The following is an 18,309-nucleotide window of genomic DNA, read 5'->3' as shown; positions in this document are numbered from 1 at the left end:
CTCATTCTCTCAACTCCTTGGGCAAATAGCTCCATGCCTTTTCAATGCCTTCCTCAATCTCTTTTTCCAGCCGCTCAATCTCCCCGGGCAAATCTTCCGGTTCCACTCCCAGCTCCCTGGCTTCTTTGACAATCTCCTCTTCCTGCTTTTCCAAATCTTCCAGACGGGCTTTGGCAACCGTCAATTTGCTTTTGGCATCTTCCAGTTGCGCTTTGAGTTGTTTAATCTTCTCTTCCAGCTGCTGCACGAGAAATTCCTCCTTGATACTCTTCCATGATATGTTGCAAAACAGAGTGGCCGATGGGCGTTCCGCAGGTCGGACACTTTCCGATCTTTTTTAACAGCCGGATCCATTCCCGGGTGCAACGCAAAATTTCCTGTTCTTTTTCCTGGATGTATTTTTTTCCGGTGGCAATCCGTTTTTGGCAATCCAGCCGGCTTCGGTGCAAATCGTCCAGTTTCTTCATCAGCGCTTCTTTCTCTTCTATGTTCGGCACCACTTTTTCCAACACCTCTAAGGCTTCTTGGTTTTGCTTTTGCACCTGCCGCCAGTACTTAAGTTCCCTTGCATTCTTTTCTTTCCGTCGTTTTAAAGGCTGGAGCACTTTGAAACGCTCGTGCTTTTCGGCCAGTTTCTCTAACTCCCGCATGCCTTGCGGCACGTTTTTAAGCCTGAGCACAAAGGTTTCAAGCCCGGCTTTTTTCTCTTTGATCTGATTCCGCTTGTTTTGGAGCCGGAGCAGTTGCTCAAACCTTTTTTGGCTCCTAGACAAACCGGCAAGCCGCCTTTCCGCTTCCGGAATGTGTTCACCCAGCTTGACCGTTTCCAGCGTGCGCTCTTTTTCCTGTTGAAGCCGGATCCACTTTTCGTTTAAACGAATCAACCGGGAAAGCATCGCTTTTTGATACTCCAAGTGAAGCAGCTGCTGTTCGGCATCCGGCAACCGTTTTAATGCCGCAACTTTTTCCTGCCACACTTCTTTTCCCCGCCGTATCTCGATCAAGCTTTCCAGTTTTGCTTCCAAAGACGCTTGCAGCCGCTTTTTTTCTTGCACGTCAAGAAAAGCCCGTTCCGCCACTTGAAAATCGGCTTCCAACTGCTGCAGGTTCTCATACGGCTTTAATTTTTCATCCAACCGCTCTTTTTCCTGTTCCAGCTGGCGGATCGTTCCACTTAAAGCCAGCCGGTCGGTGCTCGTTTTTTTCAAGGCTTTGTCGATTAAATGGGCACCGCTGATCCGGCCGATGGTTTTCGCTTTGTTTTGATTCGATTCAAAAAGCAAAAAAGGGCTCTCCAATTGTGTGCCGAAATTCAACAGCAACTCTTTTTGGTCCAGCTCAACCGGAACGATCCGGTGCACGTCGGAGATTTCCTCCGGCACGGAGTTTCCAAATCCTTCAAAGATTTGTTCCTTTCCGTCCGGTGTATTGAGCACATACCGGTTGACCGAACGGCTGCGGATTCTCTCGATCGCCGTCCCGTCCGTCAACACCAGACGAACGCGGCACTCTTTGGCCCCGGTCCGGATAAAATCCGTTCCCCGCGGAGTGTTAAACAACACCCACTTCAATGCGCGCAAAATCGCGCTTTTCCCGCTGTCAGACGGTCCCACAAACACATTGAGCCCGTCGGTGAAATCAATTTCGGTATACTGATGGGACTGGAAATTTTCAATCACGAGCTTTTTAAAACCATTCAATGGCTGCTCTCCCTTTCTGCTTCTTGTTCAATCGCAATCCTCCGCTGGGCTTCCAAAGTGACAACATCCCCGATGTCATGCAACTTGGACATTTCAAAGAGGATATCCATGATGTTGATGGATTGAAAATCGGTCACCGATTTGACTTCACGGATGAATTCGCCCAGCTGTTTTTCGCGGAATTCTTCTTTTTCAATGTAGGACCGGTCCAAAATTTCTTCCCCCCGCTTGGCGCATTGAAGCGGAACCAGCCGGACATCGATGCCCTCTTTGTTCAATTCCAGAAGGGCGACTTGGGGCATCCGTTTGATTTCCGACCGGTGGTTGTTGATACGGGCCAACGCGCCGGGATTGACAATATATTTTCCATTCCGGTGCTGTACGGGAAAGCCTGCATGATAATGCCCAGTCAACAGAACATCGACGGAATCGCTCCAGACTTCGTGAACCGCCGTGTGCGGGATGCTGTCCGGAAGAGCCCTGTCCACCAACATGCCGTGAACCATATGCACGCAATATTCGGCTCCGCATTCATTTGGCACTGTATAATCGAGATGCCGCTTTCGTTTGTCCAAATCATAATGGAAAGGTTGGGCGCTGATCTGAACGGTGATGCCGTCTTTCTCCCATTTGATCCGTTCCCCTTCGTTCACCAACCGGATGGCACCGAAGGCATCGAGCAACCCCAGCATCGTCCGCTCCACCGTTGCGGGATTATGTCCGTAAATATCATGATTCCCCGCAACCGCGAAAATGGGGGCCGGAAAACGGCGAAACAGCCCGGCGAATTCCCGGACAATGGCGGGGGAAAGATTGGGGCGGTCAAACAAATCCCCGCCGTGCAAGACCAGATCGACCCGCTCTCTTTCGGCAATGTCAATCACTTCTTCAATCTTTTCGCGAATCGCCTGCTGGAAATCGTCGGTACGGCTTCGTGGTGATGTCCCACGGATATGTGTATCGGTCATATACAATATTTTCATGGACCATTCCCCTTCTCTTCTTCGTGACGGGCCCGGAAAAGATTCAACACCTCATACACCACGCCCATGGAAAATCCCTGCCTGACGAGGTAATTGCCCAGGCGGCGTTCGATCCGGGGCCAAGACTCGTGGCATAAACGCAAATAGCGCCTTTCAGCAATGGATATTGCCAACTGGCGCTCATCTTCCTCCCCGATATGAATCAATGCCTCATCAACGACCGCCGGGTCCATTCCTTTGTTCAACAGCTCCTGTTTCAAACGCCTTTTTCCGTATCCTTTATGATGTTGCCGCTCATTCACCCAGGCTTTGGCAAATTCCAAGTCATTTAAAAATCCGCTTTTTTCCAACTCCAAAATGACTTGTTCGACGGTTTCGCGTTCAAAACCTTTGCGGCCCAAATACATTTTGACTTCATGCGTTGTACGGGGCTTGTAAGATAAATAATGCAAAGCCTTTTGCTTCACCTTGTTGTATTCTTCCGCCTCAAGCCACTCATGAATTTCGCTTTCATCCAGCTCCATGCCTTTGTGAAGCCGGTACTTCACCAAAATATCTTCATGGATGGAGAGGAGAAACTCTCCATCCACATAGATATGATATCGCGGCTTGTTAAGATACGGCTTTTCAATCCGGGTGATTTTTTTTCTCTCTCCCACTTGCCTCATCCATTCTTCAGAACCGGTTTTCAAGCAAGTTCTTCCGTTTTGTCCGCTTTACTTTTCTTCTTTTTTGTGTCTTTTGCCTCTTCCGGTTCACTTGCCTGAATGACGGGCAAGTTGTAATGGGACCGGATCCGGTTTTCGATATTGAGGCAGACATCCGCATGCTCTTTCAAAAATTGTTTGGCATTTTCGCGTCCTTGCCCCAAGCGGTCTCCTTCGAAGGAATACCATGCCCCGCTCTTATTGACAATGTCCAGTTCCGAAGCGATGTCCAAGACACTTCCTTCTTTGGAGATGCCCTCTCCGAACATGATGTCGACATCCGCCTGTTTAAAAGGAGGTGCCACTTTGTTTTTCACCACTTTGATTCTCGTGCGGTTTCCGACCATGTCGCTTCCTTGCTTGATGGTTTCAGCGCGGCGGACTTCCAGGCGTACACTGGAGTAGAATTTCAGTGCGCGTCCGCCCGGTGTCGTTTCCGGGTTTCCAAACATGACGCCCACTTTTTCACGGATTTGGTTAATAAAGATGGCAATGGTTTTGGATTTATTGATCGCTCCGGAAAGCTTGCGCAGTGCCTGAGACATCAACCGGGCTTGCAACCCGACGTGAGAGTCTCCCATTTCCCCTTCAATTTCCGCTTTGGGCACCAGTGCCGCCACCGAGTCAACCACAATGATATCGACGGCACCGCTGCGAACGAGGGCTTCGGCAATTTCCAACGCTTGCTCCCCGGTATCCGGCTGTGACAACAACAACTCCGAAATGTTCACTCCCAGTTTTTCGGCATATACGGGGTCAAGTGCATGCTCTGCATCAATAAACGCGGCTTGTCCGCCTTTTTTTTGCACCTCTGCAATGGCGTGCAAAGCCACCGTGGTTTTCCCGGAAGATTCCGGCCCGTAAATTTCAATGATCCTTCCGCGGGGATATCCGCCCACTCCCAAAGCAATGTCAAGGGCCAGCGCGCCGCTTGAAATGGTCTCCACCTGGCGGGTGGCCTGGTCTCCCATTTTCATGATCGAGCCTTTGCCAAACTGCTTTTCTATCTGTCTCAATGCCATTTCCAACGCTTGTCGTCGATCGGACATGTATCGTTCCTCCTCTTTTTCCCCATTAAATCATATGAACATCATATCGTGTTTTTCTTCATCTGCCAAGATCATTTACGAACATTTATTCGACTCTTTTTTTGGAAATCCTCGTGTAATGCAAAAAAAAGTGTGTTACGTTATAGGTAGAAGCAAAAAAGGAGTGAGGCGCATTGCAAAAGGAACAGATGAAAGAACAAATCATGGAACAACTGGAACAAGTCAATGACCCGGAGTTAAATATTGACATTGTCAATCTGGGGCTGGTCTATGACATAGATATCGATGATGAAGGAAATGTCAAGGTCACCATGACGTTGACAGCCATGGGTTGCCCTTTGGCCGGCATCATCCAGCAGGAAGTGGAACAAGCGTTGAAAAATGTGGAAGGCGTCAATAAAGTGGACGTGGAAATCGTTTGGAACCCCCCGTGGGACAAAAGCCGGATGTCCCGATATGCCAAAATCGCTTTGGGCATTCCCGACTGAAAAAAGAGCTCTTACTTTGTGGTTGATCCACAAAGTAAGAGCTCTTTTGGGTTTTTTGCCCTTTATGAACGGTTGCGGGGACGGGCCGGCTCCATATTGACCCGGGAACCGTTGATTTTGGATTGCCGGAACGCCTCATAAACAAAAGGCGCAACATCCTCTGGAACCTCCACAAAAGAAAAGCGGTCGTAGATGTTGATTTTCCCCACTTGCCTCAAGCTGATCCCCGCATTCTCCGAAATCGCTTTGGCCAACTCCTGCGGATGCAGGTTGGCATTTCGCCCCACATTGATAAAAAAGCGGACCATTCCTGGCGATGCCCCCGTTTCCCCGAAATGGTAAGTGTTGTCAATGCTCTTGACAAACCGGTCGGAAAAAGCGAGATACAACGAAGCCGCCACCACTTTTTCCATGGAAAATTTCTTCGACAATTCCCCGGTCATTTCCTCAAACAATGTCATGTCCACATCGGAACGGATGGTATTTTCAATCTGCGCTATCCAGCTTTCTTGCTGCTTCGCCGCGACCTCCTCCAACGTGGGCAGTTCCCGGGCCTTCAATTTGGTGCCCGTTTCCTGTTCAATCGTGCGAAGCTGTTTCATTTCCCTGGGGGTGACCAGCGTGAGAGCCACCCCTTTGCGTCCGGCTCTGCCCGTTCTTCCAATCCGGTGCACGTAACTTTCCACGTCTTGAGGGATGTCGTAATTGATCACATGGGAAACACTCCCCACATCAATGCCGCGGGCGGCCACATCGGTTGCCACCAAAAGTTCAATTTCCCCGCTGCGGAAGGATTGCATCACGCGATCCCGCTGTTGCTGGGCCAGATCCCCGTGCAGTCCGCCGGCCAGATAGCCTCGTCCCTGCAAGGAATCCGTCAATTCATCCACGCCTTTTTTCGTACGGCAAAAAATAATCGCCAAATCCACTTCTTCACTGTCAAGAATCCGGCACAGGGCATCCACCTTGTAACTGTCCAACACGCGATAATAAATCTGGCGGATCACCGGCACCGTCACTTCGCCCCGGTTGACGGTGATATACTTCGGCTTGCGCATGTACTTTTTCGCCAATTGGCGAATGGCCGAAGGCATGGTGGCCGAAAAAAGCAACAATTGATGATGTTTCGGCATGAAGCGGAACACTTGCTCAATGTCATCAATAAATCCCATGTCCAGCATTTCATCCGCTTCATCCAACACCACGGTTTCAACATGGGAAGGATCGATCGTGCCGCGTCTCAAATGGTCCAACAGCCGGCCGGGAGTCCCGATCACCACATGAACCCCTTGTTGCAGCGCCTTGATTTGGCGCCCGATCGATTGCCCGCCATACACCGGCAATGTTTTCACCCGTTTTTTGCGCCCGATTTTCCGCAATTCTTCCGACACTTGAATCGCCAACTCACGGGTCGGGGCCAAAATGATGCTTTGGACATGCGGCTGTTTCGGATTCACCCGCTCCAAAATGGGAATGCCGAACGCCGCGGTTTTTCCGGTTCCGGTCTGCGCCTGCCCGATCACATCTTCCCCCCGGAGCACGGCCGGAATACACTCCGCTTGTATCGGAGAAGGTTCTTCAAATCCGATATCGTGTATTCCGTTTAATATTTCATTGCTTAATTGAAACTGATCAAAACGATTCATCTTGTTGTTTCACCTTTCTTTAAACATTGCTCAAGAACAAATAAGGCATAATTCGCCGCCAACAGTTGTATACGCCTGCGCGATCCTTTCAAAGCGAACTGATAAACCCGCACCGGCTGTCCTTTTTCGGCCAATCCGATAAATACCGTTCCCACCGGTTTTGCTTCCGCCGGATCCGGCCCGGCGACCCCTGTGACCCCGAGTGCGAAATCCGAATCAAAACGCTCCAACGTGTTTTGGGCCATGATTTCTGCCGTTTGTGCACTGATTGCACCATATTGATTCAAACATTCCGCCGGCACCGAGGCGATTTTTTCTTTGACTTCATTGGTATAGGTCACCCATCCGCCTTTAAACGCCCGGCTGCTTCCCGACACGGAAGTCAAAAGATGAGCCAGTTTTCCGCCGGTGCAACTTTCCGCCACCGCCACTGTTTTCTGATGGCGAATCAACCCGGCCACCACCACTTCTTCCAGCGTCTCACCCTGTTCGCTGTAACAATATTCCCCGATCCGGGTTAAAACTTTCGCTTTTTGCCGGTCAATCAGCTGACGTGCCTCCGCTTCGCCCGGCGCCCAAGCCGTGATTCTCAAAACAACCCCCGATTCTTTGGCATAGGTGGCCAAAACGGGATTGTCCTGTTGCCGGATCAAATCGGCAATCTTCTCCTCCAAAAGCGATTCGCCCAATCCAAAAAAAGAAAGGGATTCCGCAAGAATCACCTGCCCCTCCTGAATCACTTCGCGCATGAGGAAAGGACGCACCTGCTCTTCAAACATCGGCACCAATTCCCCCGGAGGACCCGGCAACAGAACATAAGTGATCCCGTCGACCTGCAGAGCCAAACCGGGAGCCGTTCCATGATGGTTTTGGAAAACAACACCGCCGGAAAAAACATAAGTCTGCTTGTAATTATTTGCGGGGACCACCTTCATCCGTCCTTCAAAATACTTCTCCAGACGGCGTTTCACCTCCGGATCCTCAACCAACGGAACCCCCGTCACTTCCGAAACGGTTTCTTTGGTCAAGTCATCCATGGTGGGCCCCAGCCCGCCACAGAGGAAAATCAACTGCGATCGCGTGCGTGCGAGTGAAATCACGTCATGCAGCTTTTGTGCATCATCCCCGACCGATGTGTGAAATTGAACATCAATCCCCAATGAATGGAGTTCCCGGGACAAATAAGAAGAATGCAAATCCACCGTTTCTCCCGCCAACAACTCAGAACCAACCGTAATGATTTCTGATTGCATTTTATCTTTCCTTTCTCTTTAGCCAAATCCCGGACGACACTACTGTGTATTGGTCAATGAAACGATCTTGCGGTTTTTGTAAAAGTAATCCACTCCGGAAATGACCGTGATGATCACGGCCAGCCAGGTGGCGATCATGGAAAACGGAAATGAAATGGTTGAGAACGGAACATTGTTGAGCATCAATGAAACAATCGCCACAATTTGTATGATGGTCTTCAGTTTTCCCAATGGACTGGCTGCAATCACATGGCCTTCGGTGACCGCAATCATCCGGAGGCCGGTCACGGCAAATTCCCGGCTGATGATCACAATGGCCATCCACGCCTCCAGTCGTTGCAACTCCACCAATGAGATCAAGGCTGTTGTCACCAACAGTTTATCAGCCAACGGATCAAGAAATTTCCCCAAATTGGTCACCATTTTTTTCCGTCTTGCTATGTATCCGTCCACCCCGTCCGTGACGGCAGCCAAAATAAAAATAAACGTGGCGATCAATTCGCCCGCGGTCAACTTCGCCGCTCCCACATGGATTTCTCCGATGTCAAAGCGAAACAACAAAAAGATCATCACAATGGGGACTAAAAAAATACGAGCCAATGTAATCTTGTTGGCCAGGTTCATCCTATCCAACCTCCCTGGCAATAACCATTTTGATGTAAAAATTTCATCCGCATTCACACAATCATCATGAATTTAGGAAGAGGATTTTCAAAGCCCCGCACGCACGGGAGCAGCGGAAACACCGCACCATTCATTTCCGGCGTTTCGCATTTTCCAAGAAGGAAATGCCGTCGCTTTTGAAGATGCCCTGGTTGGCACCATCTTGTAAAGCCGTTTTTCGTTTTTTTGTCAATCAACTTTATTTTTCTAGTATAAACGCATCCATCCTTTAATATTAAACCCATACCTTCCTCGTTTAATTCTTTCGTAAGTATAAACCAAGCATCTGACGCGTGTCAAAAAAAGCAGAGAGGAAGAGGGATCCTCTCTGCTGAACCGCTTTTATTCATCATCCGTGCTTTCTTTCTTTTTGAATTGGTACAATGAAACTTGCTGCTGTGAAGAGGTGTCAATATAAACCCCGTTGACATAGAGTTTGACATAATGGGGATGATCGACCCGCAAAGAAATCCACTCCGGGTCGGAAAATTCTTCCGCCTGGTTCGGGGACAATGCTTTGGAAGCAATCACTTTCCCCGTGGGTCCCCCCGAACGGATCTGGATTTCAGTTGATTTGTCCGCCACCACTTTCACCGTCACTTTTTCGGCTTTTGAAACACCGTACACATCGCCTTGTTCTCCTTTTTCAGCCGGTTGAATCAATTCCACCTGCGGACGTTCTTTGGGTTCCGGTTTGGCCTCCGGATCCGCCGTTTCCGTTTGCGGTTCCTCCAGCTGAACCGTTTCTGCGTCGGATGAGTCTTGATCCAGAACCAGCCATGTAACCACACCGGCTGCGATCAATAAAACGGCGATGGAAGAAACCAAGAGAGCGTTCGGCCACTTGGCAATCCATTTCTTTTTCGGTTCGGATGATTCTTGTGTCCGGCTGCTTCGGGACGGAAGCGTGGTGACCGGCCCGGACTCTTCGGGACGCTCTTCTTGTTCCCACTTTTTATATGCATCCAACATCGGCTTTGCATCGATTCCCAACAGTTTCGAATACCTGCGGATAAAACCCCTCACATAAAGAGGATCCGGAAGCCCGGAAAATTCAGCATTTTCCAAAGCTGCAAGATATTTTTCATCAATCCGGGTTTTTTCCGCTGCTTCTTCCAAACTCAGCTGCTTCTGTTCCCTGGCCTTTTTTAATTCTTCAAAAGGCTTGGACATCTGCCGTGTCCCTCCCGTTGATTGTTCTGTTCAATTCTAACTTTTACAGTATAGCCCAGAAGAATATGAACGTCAAAAAAGCAAGTGCCGGGCAAGCACTTGCTTCCAAAAAAAAAAATCAATCGACTCTGCGGACGTGAATATACCGTGCCGATTTCACGACTTGTCCGTTGACGTAAACAATCGCATCTTCCGGAGCGCTCAATCCGACATAAAAGTCCCGATTGCCTTCATATGTATATTTGTAGCTCCATTTTTCGTCCTTGGGCAACGTCACATCTTTAATCAAATGATCACTTCCGCCCTCGGAAGGAAGATCGGTTCTGAGCTCAACCCGCGATTTTCCACCGGCAGCATGAACCATCACCACGATTTGATCGGTATCCTGGAGACGATAGTGCACCACATTCACATCCTGCTGCGCCAATTGCAGTTTTCCTTTTTTCTCAGGCGGAATCTCAAGCGTTTGGTCATTGGCGGTTTGTGAAGCCGGGTTGGAATCCGGTTGGGAATCATCCCCTGTAAACGACAAAATCGCCCATCCCAGGGGGACACACAAGATTAAACCGGCAACCGCCATCGCAATGGGGCTTTTAAGCTTCAAACCGGATATTTTGAAAGATTTCCGGCTTTTGGACGCACTGCGACTTAAGCGTTCAACGCGACTCAACCGTTGACGCTCCCCTTCTTTTTTCTGAGATCCGTTTTCCAAGTCGTCCGGCAAAACCGATGGAATTGGGACATTGTTTAAATCCAGCTTTTTCATCGCACCCGTAACCCGGGGCACCGGTCCGGAATTTCGGGTTGCCTGATCCGAAACCCGGTTCAACGGCCCGGACACACGCGGCACCGTCCCGGTGTTTGAAAGCAACAAACTTTGGTTCGGTCTGGTTTGTCCGTGCTGGTTTTTCCGTGAAACCGTCGGATACAATTCTTTTTTCGGATTGATTCCGCCAACGTTTCCCTGAGCCGTCTGATCTTTATCCTTATTCAGAATGCCCGCTTGCTGATTACCCATGTCCCGGCGCGCTTTCACCTGATCGCTCACCCGGTTGGGCATGGTCTTGGAAGCCGTCAGCGCCGTTTGGGCATCGATCCGTCCCTTGGTCTGGTTATTCATCGGCAACGTTCTCATGCGCATTGTGTTTTGCGTCGATGGACTTGGATTGACGGCAGGCATTTTGCCCGTTTGCTGGTATTTTTCAAGCGGCGGTAACTTTTGCGTCTGCTGATTTTGATTAAAATCATTCGGATTGACCGCTTTATGTACCCCGGTTAATCTCTCCGCTTGTTCCATCTTTCGGTATTGACGCAAAATATGATGCGGTTCGATTTTTACACAATTGGCATAAGAACGCAGATATGTCCGCACATAAAAAGGGCTCGGCAATTTATCGAATTCACCATTTTCGATCGCAATTAAAAATGATTTTTGGATCCTTGTTTTTTCTTGCAGTTCTTCGAGGGACATTCCAATCGCTTCTCGGGCTTGTCGAAGATATGAGCCAATTTCGACAGACACCCCAGCCACCTCCTGAAAGGCTGTTTGAACAATACGCTTTTGACAACAAAAGACATGCTGCTCAGCAACCCGTTAAATTATCGGTTTTTCATGGTGTTTGCTGTTTTCCCAGCACTTTTCGATTGGTTGTAAACATTTTTAGCGTTAGTTGAAACACCGTCTTCTATCATACTCTTTACCGAAATCAAAATCTATTCTTTTTCTTTGAAACAACATCCCATAAACAAAAAAGAGCCTGAGAGTTGTTGTAAATATATATAAAAAAACAATGATCTTGACGGCGCTGTATAGAAACAACAATTTGTTTCAAGCATACCATGGTCTCCGAAATGTGTCAAAAACGCCTTCTTCTACAGTCCCTCTTGTTGCCGTCCGAAATTAAAACTTTTTTTTAAAAACCGTCAATTTTTCCGGTGAAAAACCCCTCGTTAAAATTCAGTATATTCTTATATTTAAAAACCGGCGTCCCCCGGCCTGTCCAAACCGGGAAACCGCCTCTCCGATCAGGCATTGCTCCATCGGAACCATAAAAAACATATGGTTGCAATCACCAATAAAATTGCACCCGATAATAAAAAATACGAGTAGATTTTACCAAAAACGGACGTTTTCTTTTTGGAAGCCTGCCGGCGGCTCCGGCGGCTGTATACACCTTCCCCGGATTCCGTCTCCATCCCCTCTCTCTCCGATCGTCGGTAAACCTGCCTTTGAGGGGGATGATCCTGCTGAGGATAATCCGGTTTCTTATGGGATTGAGAACGTCCGTATCCGTTTGACCGGCGGCGGGACCGGGACAGCTCTCCACCATTTCCCTGCCCGTCCGGAAGATTTCTTCGGACTGTTGGTTCCCTGCGCGTCGTCCTTTCTTGTGCCTGTTGCAACAAATTTAACATCGGTTGCGGATTTTCTCCCACAACCGTTGCATATGCCCGGACACAGGAACGAACAAACGCGGGATTGGGGTGAAAATGAAACCGCCCCTGTTCCATCGCCAACAAATCCCTTTTGGAAATTCTGGTCCGTCTCTCCACTTCTTCCAAAGTCAAGCCCGACGCCTCACGCGCCCTTCTCAGTCTCCTCCCGATTTCCACGGACAACGAAGCACCCTCCCCCAACTAACTTCACGGCTTACTGAACTTTCACCACATAACTTTTTTCAGCATCTTGCGCATCTGTATTAATTTGTTGATCATTCACAAGGATTTCTACATTAGATGGCGTTCCCAATCGGAACCAAACATAGTTTTTTCCGGCTGTATCCAGTGTGACTTCTTGCCCCACACGCAATGTCAATTTTTTGGGCTGATCCTTCGGAGTAGGGGCATACAAAACCGTTGATTCCCCACTTCTCCCTTTTAACACAACATTTAATTTATCGACATTTTTGATCAAATACTCTTGTCCGGCATAAGGATCCGAGGATTCTTCCCCTTCCTCCAAAGTGGGCAAATTTTGCGAAGCGGCATTGACATCCACCATTTGCCCGTTTCCGGCAGGATATTCCGCTGCATTGCGTTTTTCGGGCTGGGAAGTCTGATGACCATGGAGATAAACATACACTCCTCCGCTTAACAATAACAAAGCACCGACAACCATGGCAATCATCGTATGTTTTTTCTTTTTGACATTTTCTTTTTTCTCTTTCATTTGTTGTTTTTTCAATTCCATGGCAACCCGGCGCGGTGTTAACAGATGCTGTTGCGTGGCTTCAAGCGGAGGCAGAGACAGCGTCGTTTGAGGTACGGGTGTTTGGGTTGACGGTTCCGGGTGTTTCATTGGTTGCGGCTCAACCGGTGGTTCCGGGGATTTCGTTACTTCCGGAACCGGCGGAAGCTGATTCTGCTGGTTTGCCGGACGAAAATTCAATCCGGGATTCGGCGCGGAAGACAAAGATTTTTTGGCCGGTTCAGGCTCCGGGTTGTTTGGCTGGCGGAACGGACTCCCGCTCAACACCCCGCTTGGTCTCGGACTTTGCGCTTGTCCTTTCGGAGGAAGAAAATTCCCGCTTGATTTCGGCAACATTTTTGTCCGGGATGCCGGTTTGGGGGGCGTGACGGCTTTGGACTGTTCCTGATTGGGACGCATTTTCATCAACTTGTCAAAATGGTCCAACAATGGTTTCGTATCCACGCCGAGGCTTTTCGCGTAAGTTCTCAAAAAAGCCTTGGCATAAAAAGGGCTTGGCAGCAGATCAAAACGGTCATTTTCAAGCGCATGCAAATATTTTATGTGAATATTCGTAATTCTGTTTACTTCTTCCAGAGAATACCCCCGTTGCTGCCGCACCTGTTTCAAATAGTCTCCAATCCCCGACATTTTTGATCCCTCCCCTTGCAGCAAAGCTTTTGCCACGTTTAAAATCCATGATTTTCATCCAATCGATCATACGAAATCACTTCATCCGGATGATTCCGGAGTTCAATGATATAATCAAAATCATCCAATGTATACTCTGTTTCCCTGATAAACACATCCGGATGTTCAATTACTTTGGTTGCGTCCATACGCAAAATTTCCCGAACCAGCATGTCATGGCGTTCGGTCGAGCGGAGCGTGGAAACGATCCCGTCAATAATATACACGTTTTGGCCTGAAAGTTCATCCTGGGCCAATTGGCTGCGGACCGTCTGTTTTAACAATGTGGACGAAACAAATGTCCAGCGCTTATTGGCACAAACACTGGCAGCCACCACGGACTCCGTTTTCCCGACTCTGGGCATGCCCCGGATACCGATTAACTGAGCCCCTTCTTTTTTAAAAAGATGTGCCATGAAATCCACCAAAAGCCCCAGCTCTTCCCTTGTGAATCGATACGTTCTTTCATCGGCCACACACCGTTCCAGGTAACGGCCGTGTCTGACCGCCATCCGGTCCACCAGTTGAGGAGGGCGCAAAGCCGTAATGGTGATGTTATCAACTCTTGTCAAAATTCCCCTTAACGCCTCAATCTTTTCTTTATCATCAGAACGGAGCAGTAAACCCCGCCGGTTTTTCTCCACCCCGTTAATCGTGACGATATTGATGCCAAGCATTCCCAATATGGATGCCAAATCCCCCATTAAACCAGGGCGATTTTTATGAATCTGATATTCCAGATACCATTCCTGGTGATCCATGAAAGCACCCCACCCTCTCCCGTTTCAAACGCCAAACTCAAAAGATTAATATGTTAATTAGTATAGCATAACCGCAAAGTGCCAAAAAAGTATTACATTGAGAATTGAATTTATCAAAAAAATAAAACACCCGTTTTTGGGTGTTTTAAAATAAAAACAAACATTCATCTGTTTCCATCGTTCACCATTTTGAACATTAAATTGGCGATCGTTTGTTGCTCGTTTTCATCCGCCACACTCCAAAGATCTTTTAAAACACGTTCCTGGGTGTTTTGCGGATCCACATCCTTGGCCAGATAATCCCCGAGTTGATGGGCCAATTCTTTGATATCCTGGTCACTCATCCCCAGCTGGCGGGCTTGGTCCACACGGTTATGCAAAAACTCTTTCCAGTCCTGAAAATTGTCTAAAACAGACATTTCTTTTTCCTCCTTTTATCTGATACATGGATCTACTTCTAATATGAATCGAATGATTTCATTTTATGTATACCAACCGCCATTAACAGCAAAGACTTGCCCGGTGATATAGGAAGCTTGGGGAAGACATAAAAAAGCGGCCAGCGATGCCACTTCCTCCGGACTTCCCAAACGGCCGGCCGGAATGTCCTCCGCCAACGAATGCTTCTCTTCCCCGGGCAATTGCCGATCCAACAAAGGAGTGTCAATGGCTCCGGGCGCAATAGCATTCACCGTAATGCCGCTTGGCGCCACTTCTTTCGCCAGGGCCTTGGCCATGCTGATTTGCGCTCCCTTGGCGGCGGAATACAACACTTCCCCCGCACCGCCGGTCTGCCCCCATATGGAAGAGACCAAAATAATCCGTCCATCTTTTTTGCGGATCATGCGGGGAAGCGCGATTTGTGCCAGATAAAAAGCACCCCGCACATGAACATCCATCAGCAATTCATAGTCATGATCCGAAAAATCCTGAATCAATCCCCATTTGGACGTACCCGCCGCATGAATCACGATATCCGGCGGAGACAAATACATGCAAATTTGCCGGTAAGCCTCATCGACAGAAGAACGGGTCCTTAAATCCACCGGAAAGGCAAAAGCCGGAACCCCTTTTTCTTTGCATTCCATGACAACTTTTTGCACTTCCTCCCGCCGGGAATGATAACCGGCGGCAATGTTTGCACCCAATCCGGCCAGTTCGATGCAAATGTCCCGCCCGATTCCCCCGCTGCCTCCAATGATCCAGGCGGTTTTTCCTTTTAACGCTTGCATGTTTTCCATCCTTTCAAACAAAAGCGCCCTTTTGAAAAAGGACGCTTTCACGGTTATGATTTGTAACTTTAATCTTGGGACGGCCGCACGATGGAAACGGCAAACCGGTCCCACTGCATGTGTTCCTGCATGCGGCGGTTCACCTCTTCTAACGTCAAAGCCTCCAAACACGGAACCAGATTAAATAAATCGGCATCATGAAACCGGTAACCGGTAAATTGGTTGGCAATCCATTCCGGAGAATTCAAATAGCGCAAATTCGCACCGATCTTCTTTTTGCGAATCCGTTCAAAAGTTTCCTGGTCCAATCCCTTTTCAATCAAGGGTGGCAATTCCTTTTTGATCCGCTCAAGCAACTGATCGGGATCCGGCGTATCCCCTCCGATGATGGACAACCCGAATCCCCTGTCTAGGGTATAATCCGTCCCGAACCCGTCATCAATCAATCCGTCGTCATACAGGGATTGATACAAGTTGGAAGCCGGGCCGAGCAATGCTTCCAAAGCGATCTGGGTGGCCATTTCTTGTTTGAGAAACTCGTTTCCCTTTACGTTCACCTTGTCCGCTTTTTCTTTAAATCCAAACATGCATTTGGAAATCCCGACACTCAACTCGATTTCCTTGAAGGCTTCGGCCACCTCCTCTGGCTCATCCGGGAAAAAGCGTTCAATCTCCGGCTGATCCGGGAAAGACTTGTTCTTTTGGTTTTCTTTCACCAATTGGATGATGGCTTCCGGATCCACCGGCCCGACAATGAACAGGACCATGTTGTTCGGATGGTAAAAAGTTTCATAGCAAGTGTACAACAAGTCTTTGGTAATCTTCGATATGGACTCCACGGTTCCGGCGATGTCAATCTTAACGGGGTGATGGTGATACATGGCTTCAAACAAGCCAAAATAAGCACGCCAGTCCGGGTTGTCATCGTACATCCGGATTTCCTGTCCGATGATCCCTTTTTCTTTCTCCACATTTTGCTCCGTGAAATACGGCGATTGCACAAAATCAAGCAAGGTTGTCAGGTTTTTTTCCACCTGGCCCGTGCTGGAAAACAAATAGGCCGTCCGGGTAAAGCTGGTAAACGCATTGGCCGAAGCCCCCTGCCGCGAAAACTCCTGGAACACGTCTTCCCCCGATGCCTGCTCAAACATTTTGTGTTCCAAGAAATGCGCAATTCCGTCGGGAACCTCATGCTTTTCTTTCCCCTTTACCCGGAAGGTGTTGTCAATGGATCCGTATTTGGTTGTAAACGTGGCGTACGTTTTAAAGAAATTCTTCTTCGGCAGGACATAAACACTCAAGCCGTTGGGAAGCTCTTCAAAGAACAGAGATTCTTGAATTTGATCAAACTCCACTTTTTGCATGTTCATTCCCTCCCCGGTCCCGTAAGAAATAAATCACATCCAACCGGATTTTCTCCGCTATTTTTTGCACGTCTTCCTTTTGCACCGCATTCACTTGCTCCAATAATTTTTCCAGCGGCAAATCTTTTCCGTTCAAAACGGATTGGTAATGGAAATGGATCATCTCATAAGACCGGTCCATTTGAGAGCGCAGCTGGTTGGACAACGTCGCCTTGGTCTGCTCCAGTTCCTGATCGCTGATGTTTCCTTGCCGGATTTCCTCCAACTGCTCTTTGATGATTTGAACCGCTTGCTCATAGTTGGCGATTTCAATTCCGGATTGAATGAGCAACAGGCCTTTATGACTTTCCAAGCGGGAAGAACAATAGTAAGCGAGGCTCGCTTTTTCGCGCACATTCCTGAACAGCTTGGAATGCGGGAAGCCGCCCAGGATGCCGTTATACATCATGAGCGCCGGATAATCCGGATCTTTTATTGTGGTTTGGGTCCGGCAACCGATGTTCAATTTCCCTTGTTTGACATTCATCCGTTCGGTCACGATCCGTTCTTCCTTCACCGGAAGGGAAGCCGTTTTTGTCTGTACCGTTTTCCGCGTTTTGTCCGCAATGGACGAAAATTCTTTTTCAAGCAATTTCAGCACTTCGTCCACCGATACATTGCCCACGCAATAAAAATCCACCGGGCAATCGGACAAGACCTCTTGATAATATGTATACAACGATGGCGGGTCAATGTTTGGCAAGTCTTCGAGACGTCCATGGTTAAACAACGCATACGGCTCTCCCTGACACATGGCCTCAATCAGGCGATGGGAAGCATAGCGGATTTTATCGTCTTTTAAGCTTTCAATTTTCTGTTTTAAATTTTTCTTTTCCGCTTCCAAATAGGACGGCTTGAATGCTTGATTTTCCAGCGCCGGTTTTAATAACACCTCGCTGAAAAACCGGATTCCTTCCGCAAGCAGGGAAGGGGATTCCTTGAGATATTGTTCATTGGCCAGTTCCATGCCAAATTGCATGATATGCCGTTCTCCCCGCTTGAATACATCCCCGAACAAAATGGCCCCATACAACTCATCCAATTTCTGACGGAAGGAAAGGGTGGTCGGATGGGACTGTGTCCCCCTCTGCAACACTTGAGGGAGCAATGCGGTTTTGGTTACGGTTTCCGGGGACAACTCCTGTTGAATAAATGCCATCAGCATCGTGGTTTTAAACTTTTCGCTGTTACAAACATGGACACGGATATTCCCGATCGAGCCTGTTTCAAACTGAGCAAAACCCAAAGTATTCACCTCTTTTTTCATCAAGTCAATTACCCCTATTATAGACGAATACGGCACCGGTTAGAAATGTTCACCATTTATTATGATCGTCTGCCCGGCAAAAAAATTCTTTTCTTTGAAAACTCGGC

At 48.4% G+C, this 18,309-nt stretch carries 18 protein-coding genes; 1 reads left to right on the top strand and 17 read right to left on the bottom strand.

The window, feature by feature from the left end; all coding sequences use genetic code 11:
- Position 1: 1 nt before the first annotated feature.
- Genes ATH33_RS10790 through recA form a run of 5 tightly spaced genes read right to left on the bottom strand, consistent with a single transcriptional unit; the run spans position 2 to position 4,439 of the window.
- Entirely contained in the window at positions 2–247 is a 246-nt protein-coding gene (locus ATH33_RS10790; protein ID WP_037996885.1) for a hypothetical protein, read from the bottom strand.
- Positions 222–1,700 (bottom strand): AAA family ATPase, encoded by a 1,479-nt coding sequence (locus ATH33_RS10785; protein WP_052186828.1) that lies wholly within the window; start codon positions 1,698–1,700, stop codon positions 222–224. Before ATH33_RS10785 ends, ATH33_RS10790 begins: the two co-directional genes overlap by 26 nt.
- Positions 1,697–2,683, bottom strand: a complete 987-nt coding sequence (locus ATH33_RS10780) for a metallophosphoesterase family protein (RefSeq protein WP_037996886.1) — start codon at positions 2,681–2,683, stop codon at positions 1,697–1,699. Before ATH33_RS10780 ends, ATH33_RS10785 begins: the two co-directional genes overlap by 4 nt.
- Positions 2,680–3,375 (bottom strand): RecX family transcriptional regulator, encoded by a 696-nt coding sequence (locus tag ATH33_RS10775; RefSeq protein WP_037996890.1) that lies wholly within the window; start codon positions 3,373–3,375, stop codon positions 2,680–2,682. Before ATH33_RS10775 ends, ATH33_RS10780 begins: the two co-directional genes overlap by 4 nt.
- Positions 3,372–4,439 (bottom strand): recombinase RecA, encoded by a 1,068-nt coding sequence (gene recA / locus ATH33_RS10770; protein ID WP_037996892.1) that lies wholly within the window; start codon positions 4,437–4,439, stop codon positions 3,372–3,374. The genes ATH33_RS10775 and recA overlap by 4 nt, the downstream gene beginning before the upstream one ends.
- Before the next feature lie 188 nt (positions 4,440–4,627).
- Between recA and ATH33_RS10765 the strand changes: the two genes are divergently transcribed.
- Positions 4,628–4,927 (top strand): metal-sulfur cluster assembly factor, encoded by a 300-nt coding sequence (locus ATH33_RS10765; protein ID WP_037996939.1) that lies wholly within the window; start codon positions 4,628–4,630, stop codon positions 4,925–4,927.
- 62 nt (positions 4,928–4,989) lie between these two features.
- Here ATH33_RS10765 and ATH33_RS10760 read toward each other — a convergent pair whose 3' ends face one another.
- The 12 genes from ATH33_RS10760 to yfmF form a co-directional block, all read right to left on the bottom strand.
- Positions 4,990–6,573, bottom strand: coding sequence for a DEAD/DEAH box helicase (locus ATH33_RS10760; RefSeq protein WP_037996894.1), 1,584 nt, complete (start codon positions 6,571–6,573; stop codon positions 4,990–4,992).
- Positions 6,570–7,826, bottom strand: coding sequence for a competence/damage-inducible protein A (locus ATH33_RS10755; protein WP_037996896.1), 1,257 nt, complete (start codon positions 7,824–7,826; stop codon positions 6,570–6,572). The genes ATH33_RS10760 and ATH33_RS10755 overlap by 4 nt, the downstream gene beginning before the upstream one ends.
- Before the next feature lie 39 nt (positions 7,827–7,865).
- The gene (gene pgsA, locus ATH33_RS10750) at positions 7,866–8,450 is read right to left on the bottom strand and encodes a CDP-diacylglycerol--glycerol-3-phosphate 3-phosphatidyltransferase (protein ID WP_037996897.1); all 585 of its coding nucleotides are present in this window, start codon (positions 8,448–8,450) and stop codon (positions 7,866–7,868) included.
- Between the two features lie 381 nt (positions 8,451–8,831).
- The gene (locus tag ATH33_RS10745) at positions 8,832–9,662 is read right to left on the bottom strand and encodes a helix-turn-helix domain-containing protein (RefSeq protein WP_121874399.1); all 831 of its coding nucleotides are present in this window, start codon (positions 9,660–9,662) and stop codon (positions 8,832–8,834) included.
- A 118-nt stretch (positions 9,663–9,780) separates the two neighbouring features.
- Positions 9,781–11,184, bottom strand: coding sequence for a helix-turn-helix domain-containing protein (locus ATH33_RS10740; RefSeq protein ID WP_121874398.1), 1,404 nt, complete (start codon positions 11,182–11,184; stop codon positions 9,781–9,783).
- Positions 11,185–11,687: 503 nt separating this feature from the next.
- Positions 11,688–12,275 carry a helix-turn-helix domain-containing protein gene (locus tag ATH33_RS10735; RefSeq protein ID WP_249037514.1) on the bottom strand — a complete coding sequence of 196 codons (588 nt, stop codon included), beginning with the start codon at positions 12,273–12,275 and terminating at the stop codon, positions 11,688–11,690.
- 37 nt (positions 12,276–12,312) lie between these two features.
- Entirely contained in the window at positions 12,313–13,500 is a 1,188-nt protein-coding gene (locus ATH33_RS10730; RefSeq protein WP_121874396.1) for a helix-turn-helix domain-containing protein, read from the bottom strand.
- A 38-nt stretch (positions 13,501–13,538) separates the two neighbouring features.
- Positions 13,539–14,300, bottom strand: coding sequence for a DUF3388 domain-containing protein (locus ATH33_RS10725; RefSeq protein ID WP_037996478.1), 762 nt, complete (start codon positions 14,298–14,300; stop codon positions 13,539–13,541).
- A 164-nt stretch (positions 14,301–14,464) separates the two neighbouring features.
- Positions 14,465–14,719, bottom strand: a complete 255-nt coding sequence (locus ATH33_RS10720) for a DUF3243 domain-containing protein (RefSeq protein ID WP_037996476.1) — start codon at positions 14,717–14,719, stop codon at positions 14,465–14,467.
- 63 nt (positions 14,720–14,782) lie between these two features.
- A complete protein-coding gene (gene ymfI, locus ATH33_RS10715) occupies positions 14,783–15,532 on the bottom strand; it encodes an elongation factor P 5-aminopentanone reductase (RefSeq protein WP_037996516.1) in 750 nt (249 codons plus the stop codon).
- Positions 15,533–15,600: 68 nt separating this feature from the next.
- Positions 15,601–16,896 carry an EF-P 5-aminopentanol modification-associated protein YfmH gene (gene yfmH / locus ATH33_RS10710; protein ID WP_037996473.1) on the bottom strand — a complete coding sequence of 432 codons (1,296 nt, stop codon included), beginning with the start codon at positions 16,894–16,896 and terminating at the stop codon, positions 15,601–15,603.
- Positions 16,877–18,202, bottom strand: coding sequence for an EF-P 5-aminopentanol modification-associated protein YfmF (yfmF, locus tag ATH33_RS10705; protein WP_121874395.1), 1,326 nt, complete (start codon positions 18,200–18,202; stop codon positions 16,877–16,879). The genes yfmH and yfmF overlap by 20 nt, the downstream gene beginning before the upstream one ends.
- Between the last annotated feature and the right edge of the window lie 107 nt (positions 18,203–18,309).

The organism is Thermoactinomyces vulgaris (assembly GCF_003688725.1).
In the GTDB taxonomy this organism is placed as follows: Bacteria; Bacillota; Bacilli; order Thermoactinomycetales; family Thermoactinomycetaceae; genus Thermoactinomyces; species Thermoactinomyces vulgaris.
Note: the sequence above shows the minus strand (reverse complement) of the source record. Positions and strands in the feature narration are given on the sequence as shown.

Coding starts and splice junctions, on each gene's coding strand:
- ATH33_RS10780 (WP_037996886.1), bottom strand. CDS start 2,683: ATGAAAATATTGTATATGACCGATACACATATCCGTGGGACATCACCA.
- recA (WP_037996892.1), bottom strand. CDS start 4,439: ATGTCCGATCGACGACAAGCGTTGGAAATGGCATTGAGACAGATAGAA.
- ATH33_RS10765 (WP_037996939.1), top strand. CDS start 4,628: ATGAAAGAACAAATCATGGAACAACTGGAACAAGTCAATGACCCGGAG.
- ATH33_RS10760 (WP_037996894.1), bottom strand. CDS start 6,573: ATGAATCGTTTTGATCAGTTTCAATTAAGCAATGAAATATTAAACGGA.
- ATH33_RS10755 (WP_037996896.1), bottom strand. CDS start 7,826: ATGCAATCAGAAATCATTACGGTTGGTTCTGAGTTGTTGGCGGGAGAA.
- pgsA (WP_037996897.1), bottom strand. CDS start 8,450: ATGAACCTGGCCAACAAGATTACATTGGCTCGTATTTTTTTAGTCCCC.
- ATH33_RS10745 (WP_121874399.1), bottom strand. CDS start 9,662: ATGTCCAAGCCTTTTGAAGAATTAAAAAAGGCCAGGGAACAGAAGCAG.
- ATH33_RS10730 (WP_121874396.1), bottom strand. CDS start 13,500: ATGTCGGGGATTGGAGACTATTTGAAACAGGTGCGGCAGCAACGGGGG.
- ATH33_RS10725 (WP_037996478.1), bottom strand. CDS start 14,300: ATGGATCACCAGGAATGGTATCTGGAATATCAGATTCATAAAAATCGC.
- ATH33_RS10720 (WP_037996476.1), bottom strand. CDS start 14,719: ATGTCTGTTTTAGACAATTTTCAGGACTGGAAAGAGTTTTTGCATAAC.
- ymfI (WP_037996516.1), bottom strand. CDS start 15,532: ATGCAAGCGTTAAAAGGAAAAACCGCCTGGATCATTGGAGGCAGCGGG.
- yfmH (WP_037996473.1), bottom strand. CDS start 16,896: ATGCAAAAAGTGGAGTTTGATCAAATTCAAGAATCTCTGTTCTTTGAA.
- yfmF (WP_121874395.1), bottom strand. CDS start 18,202: ATGAAAAAAGAGGTGAATACTTTGGGTTTTGCTCAGTTTGAAACAGGC.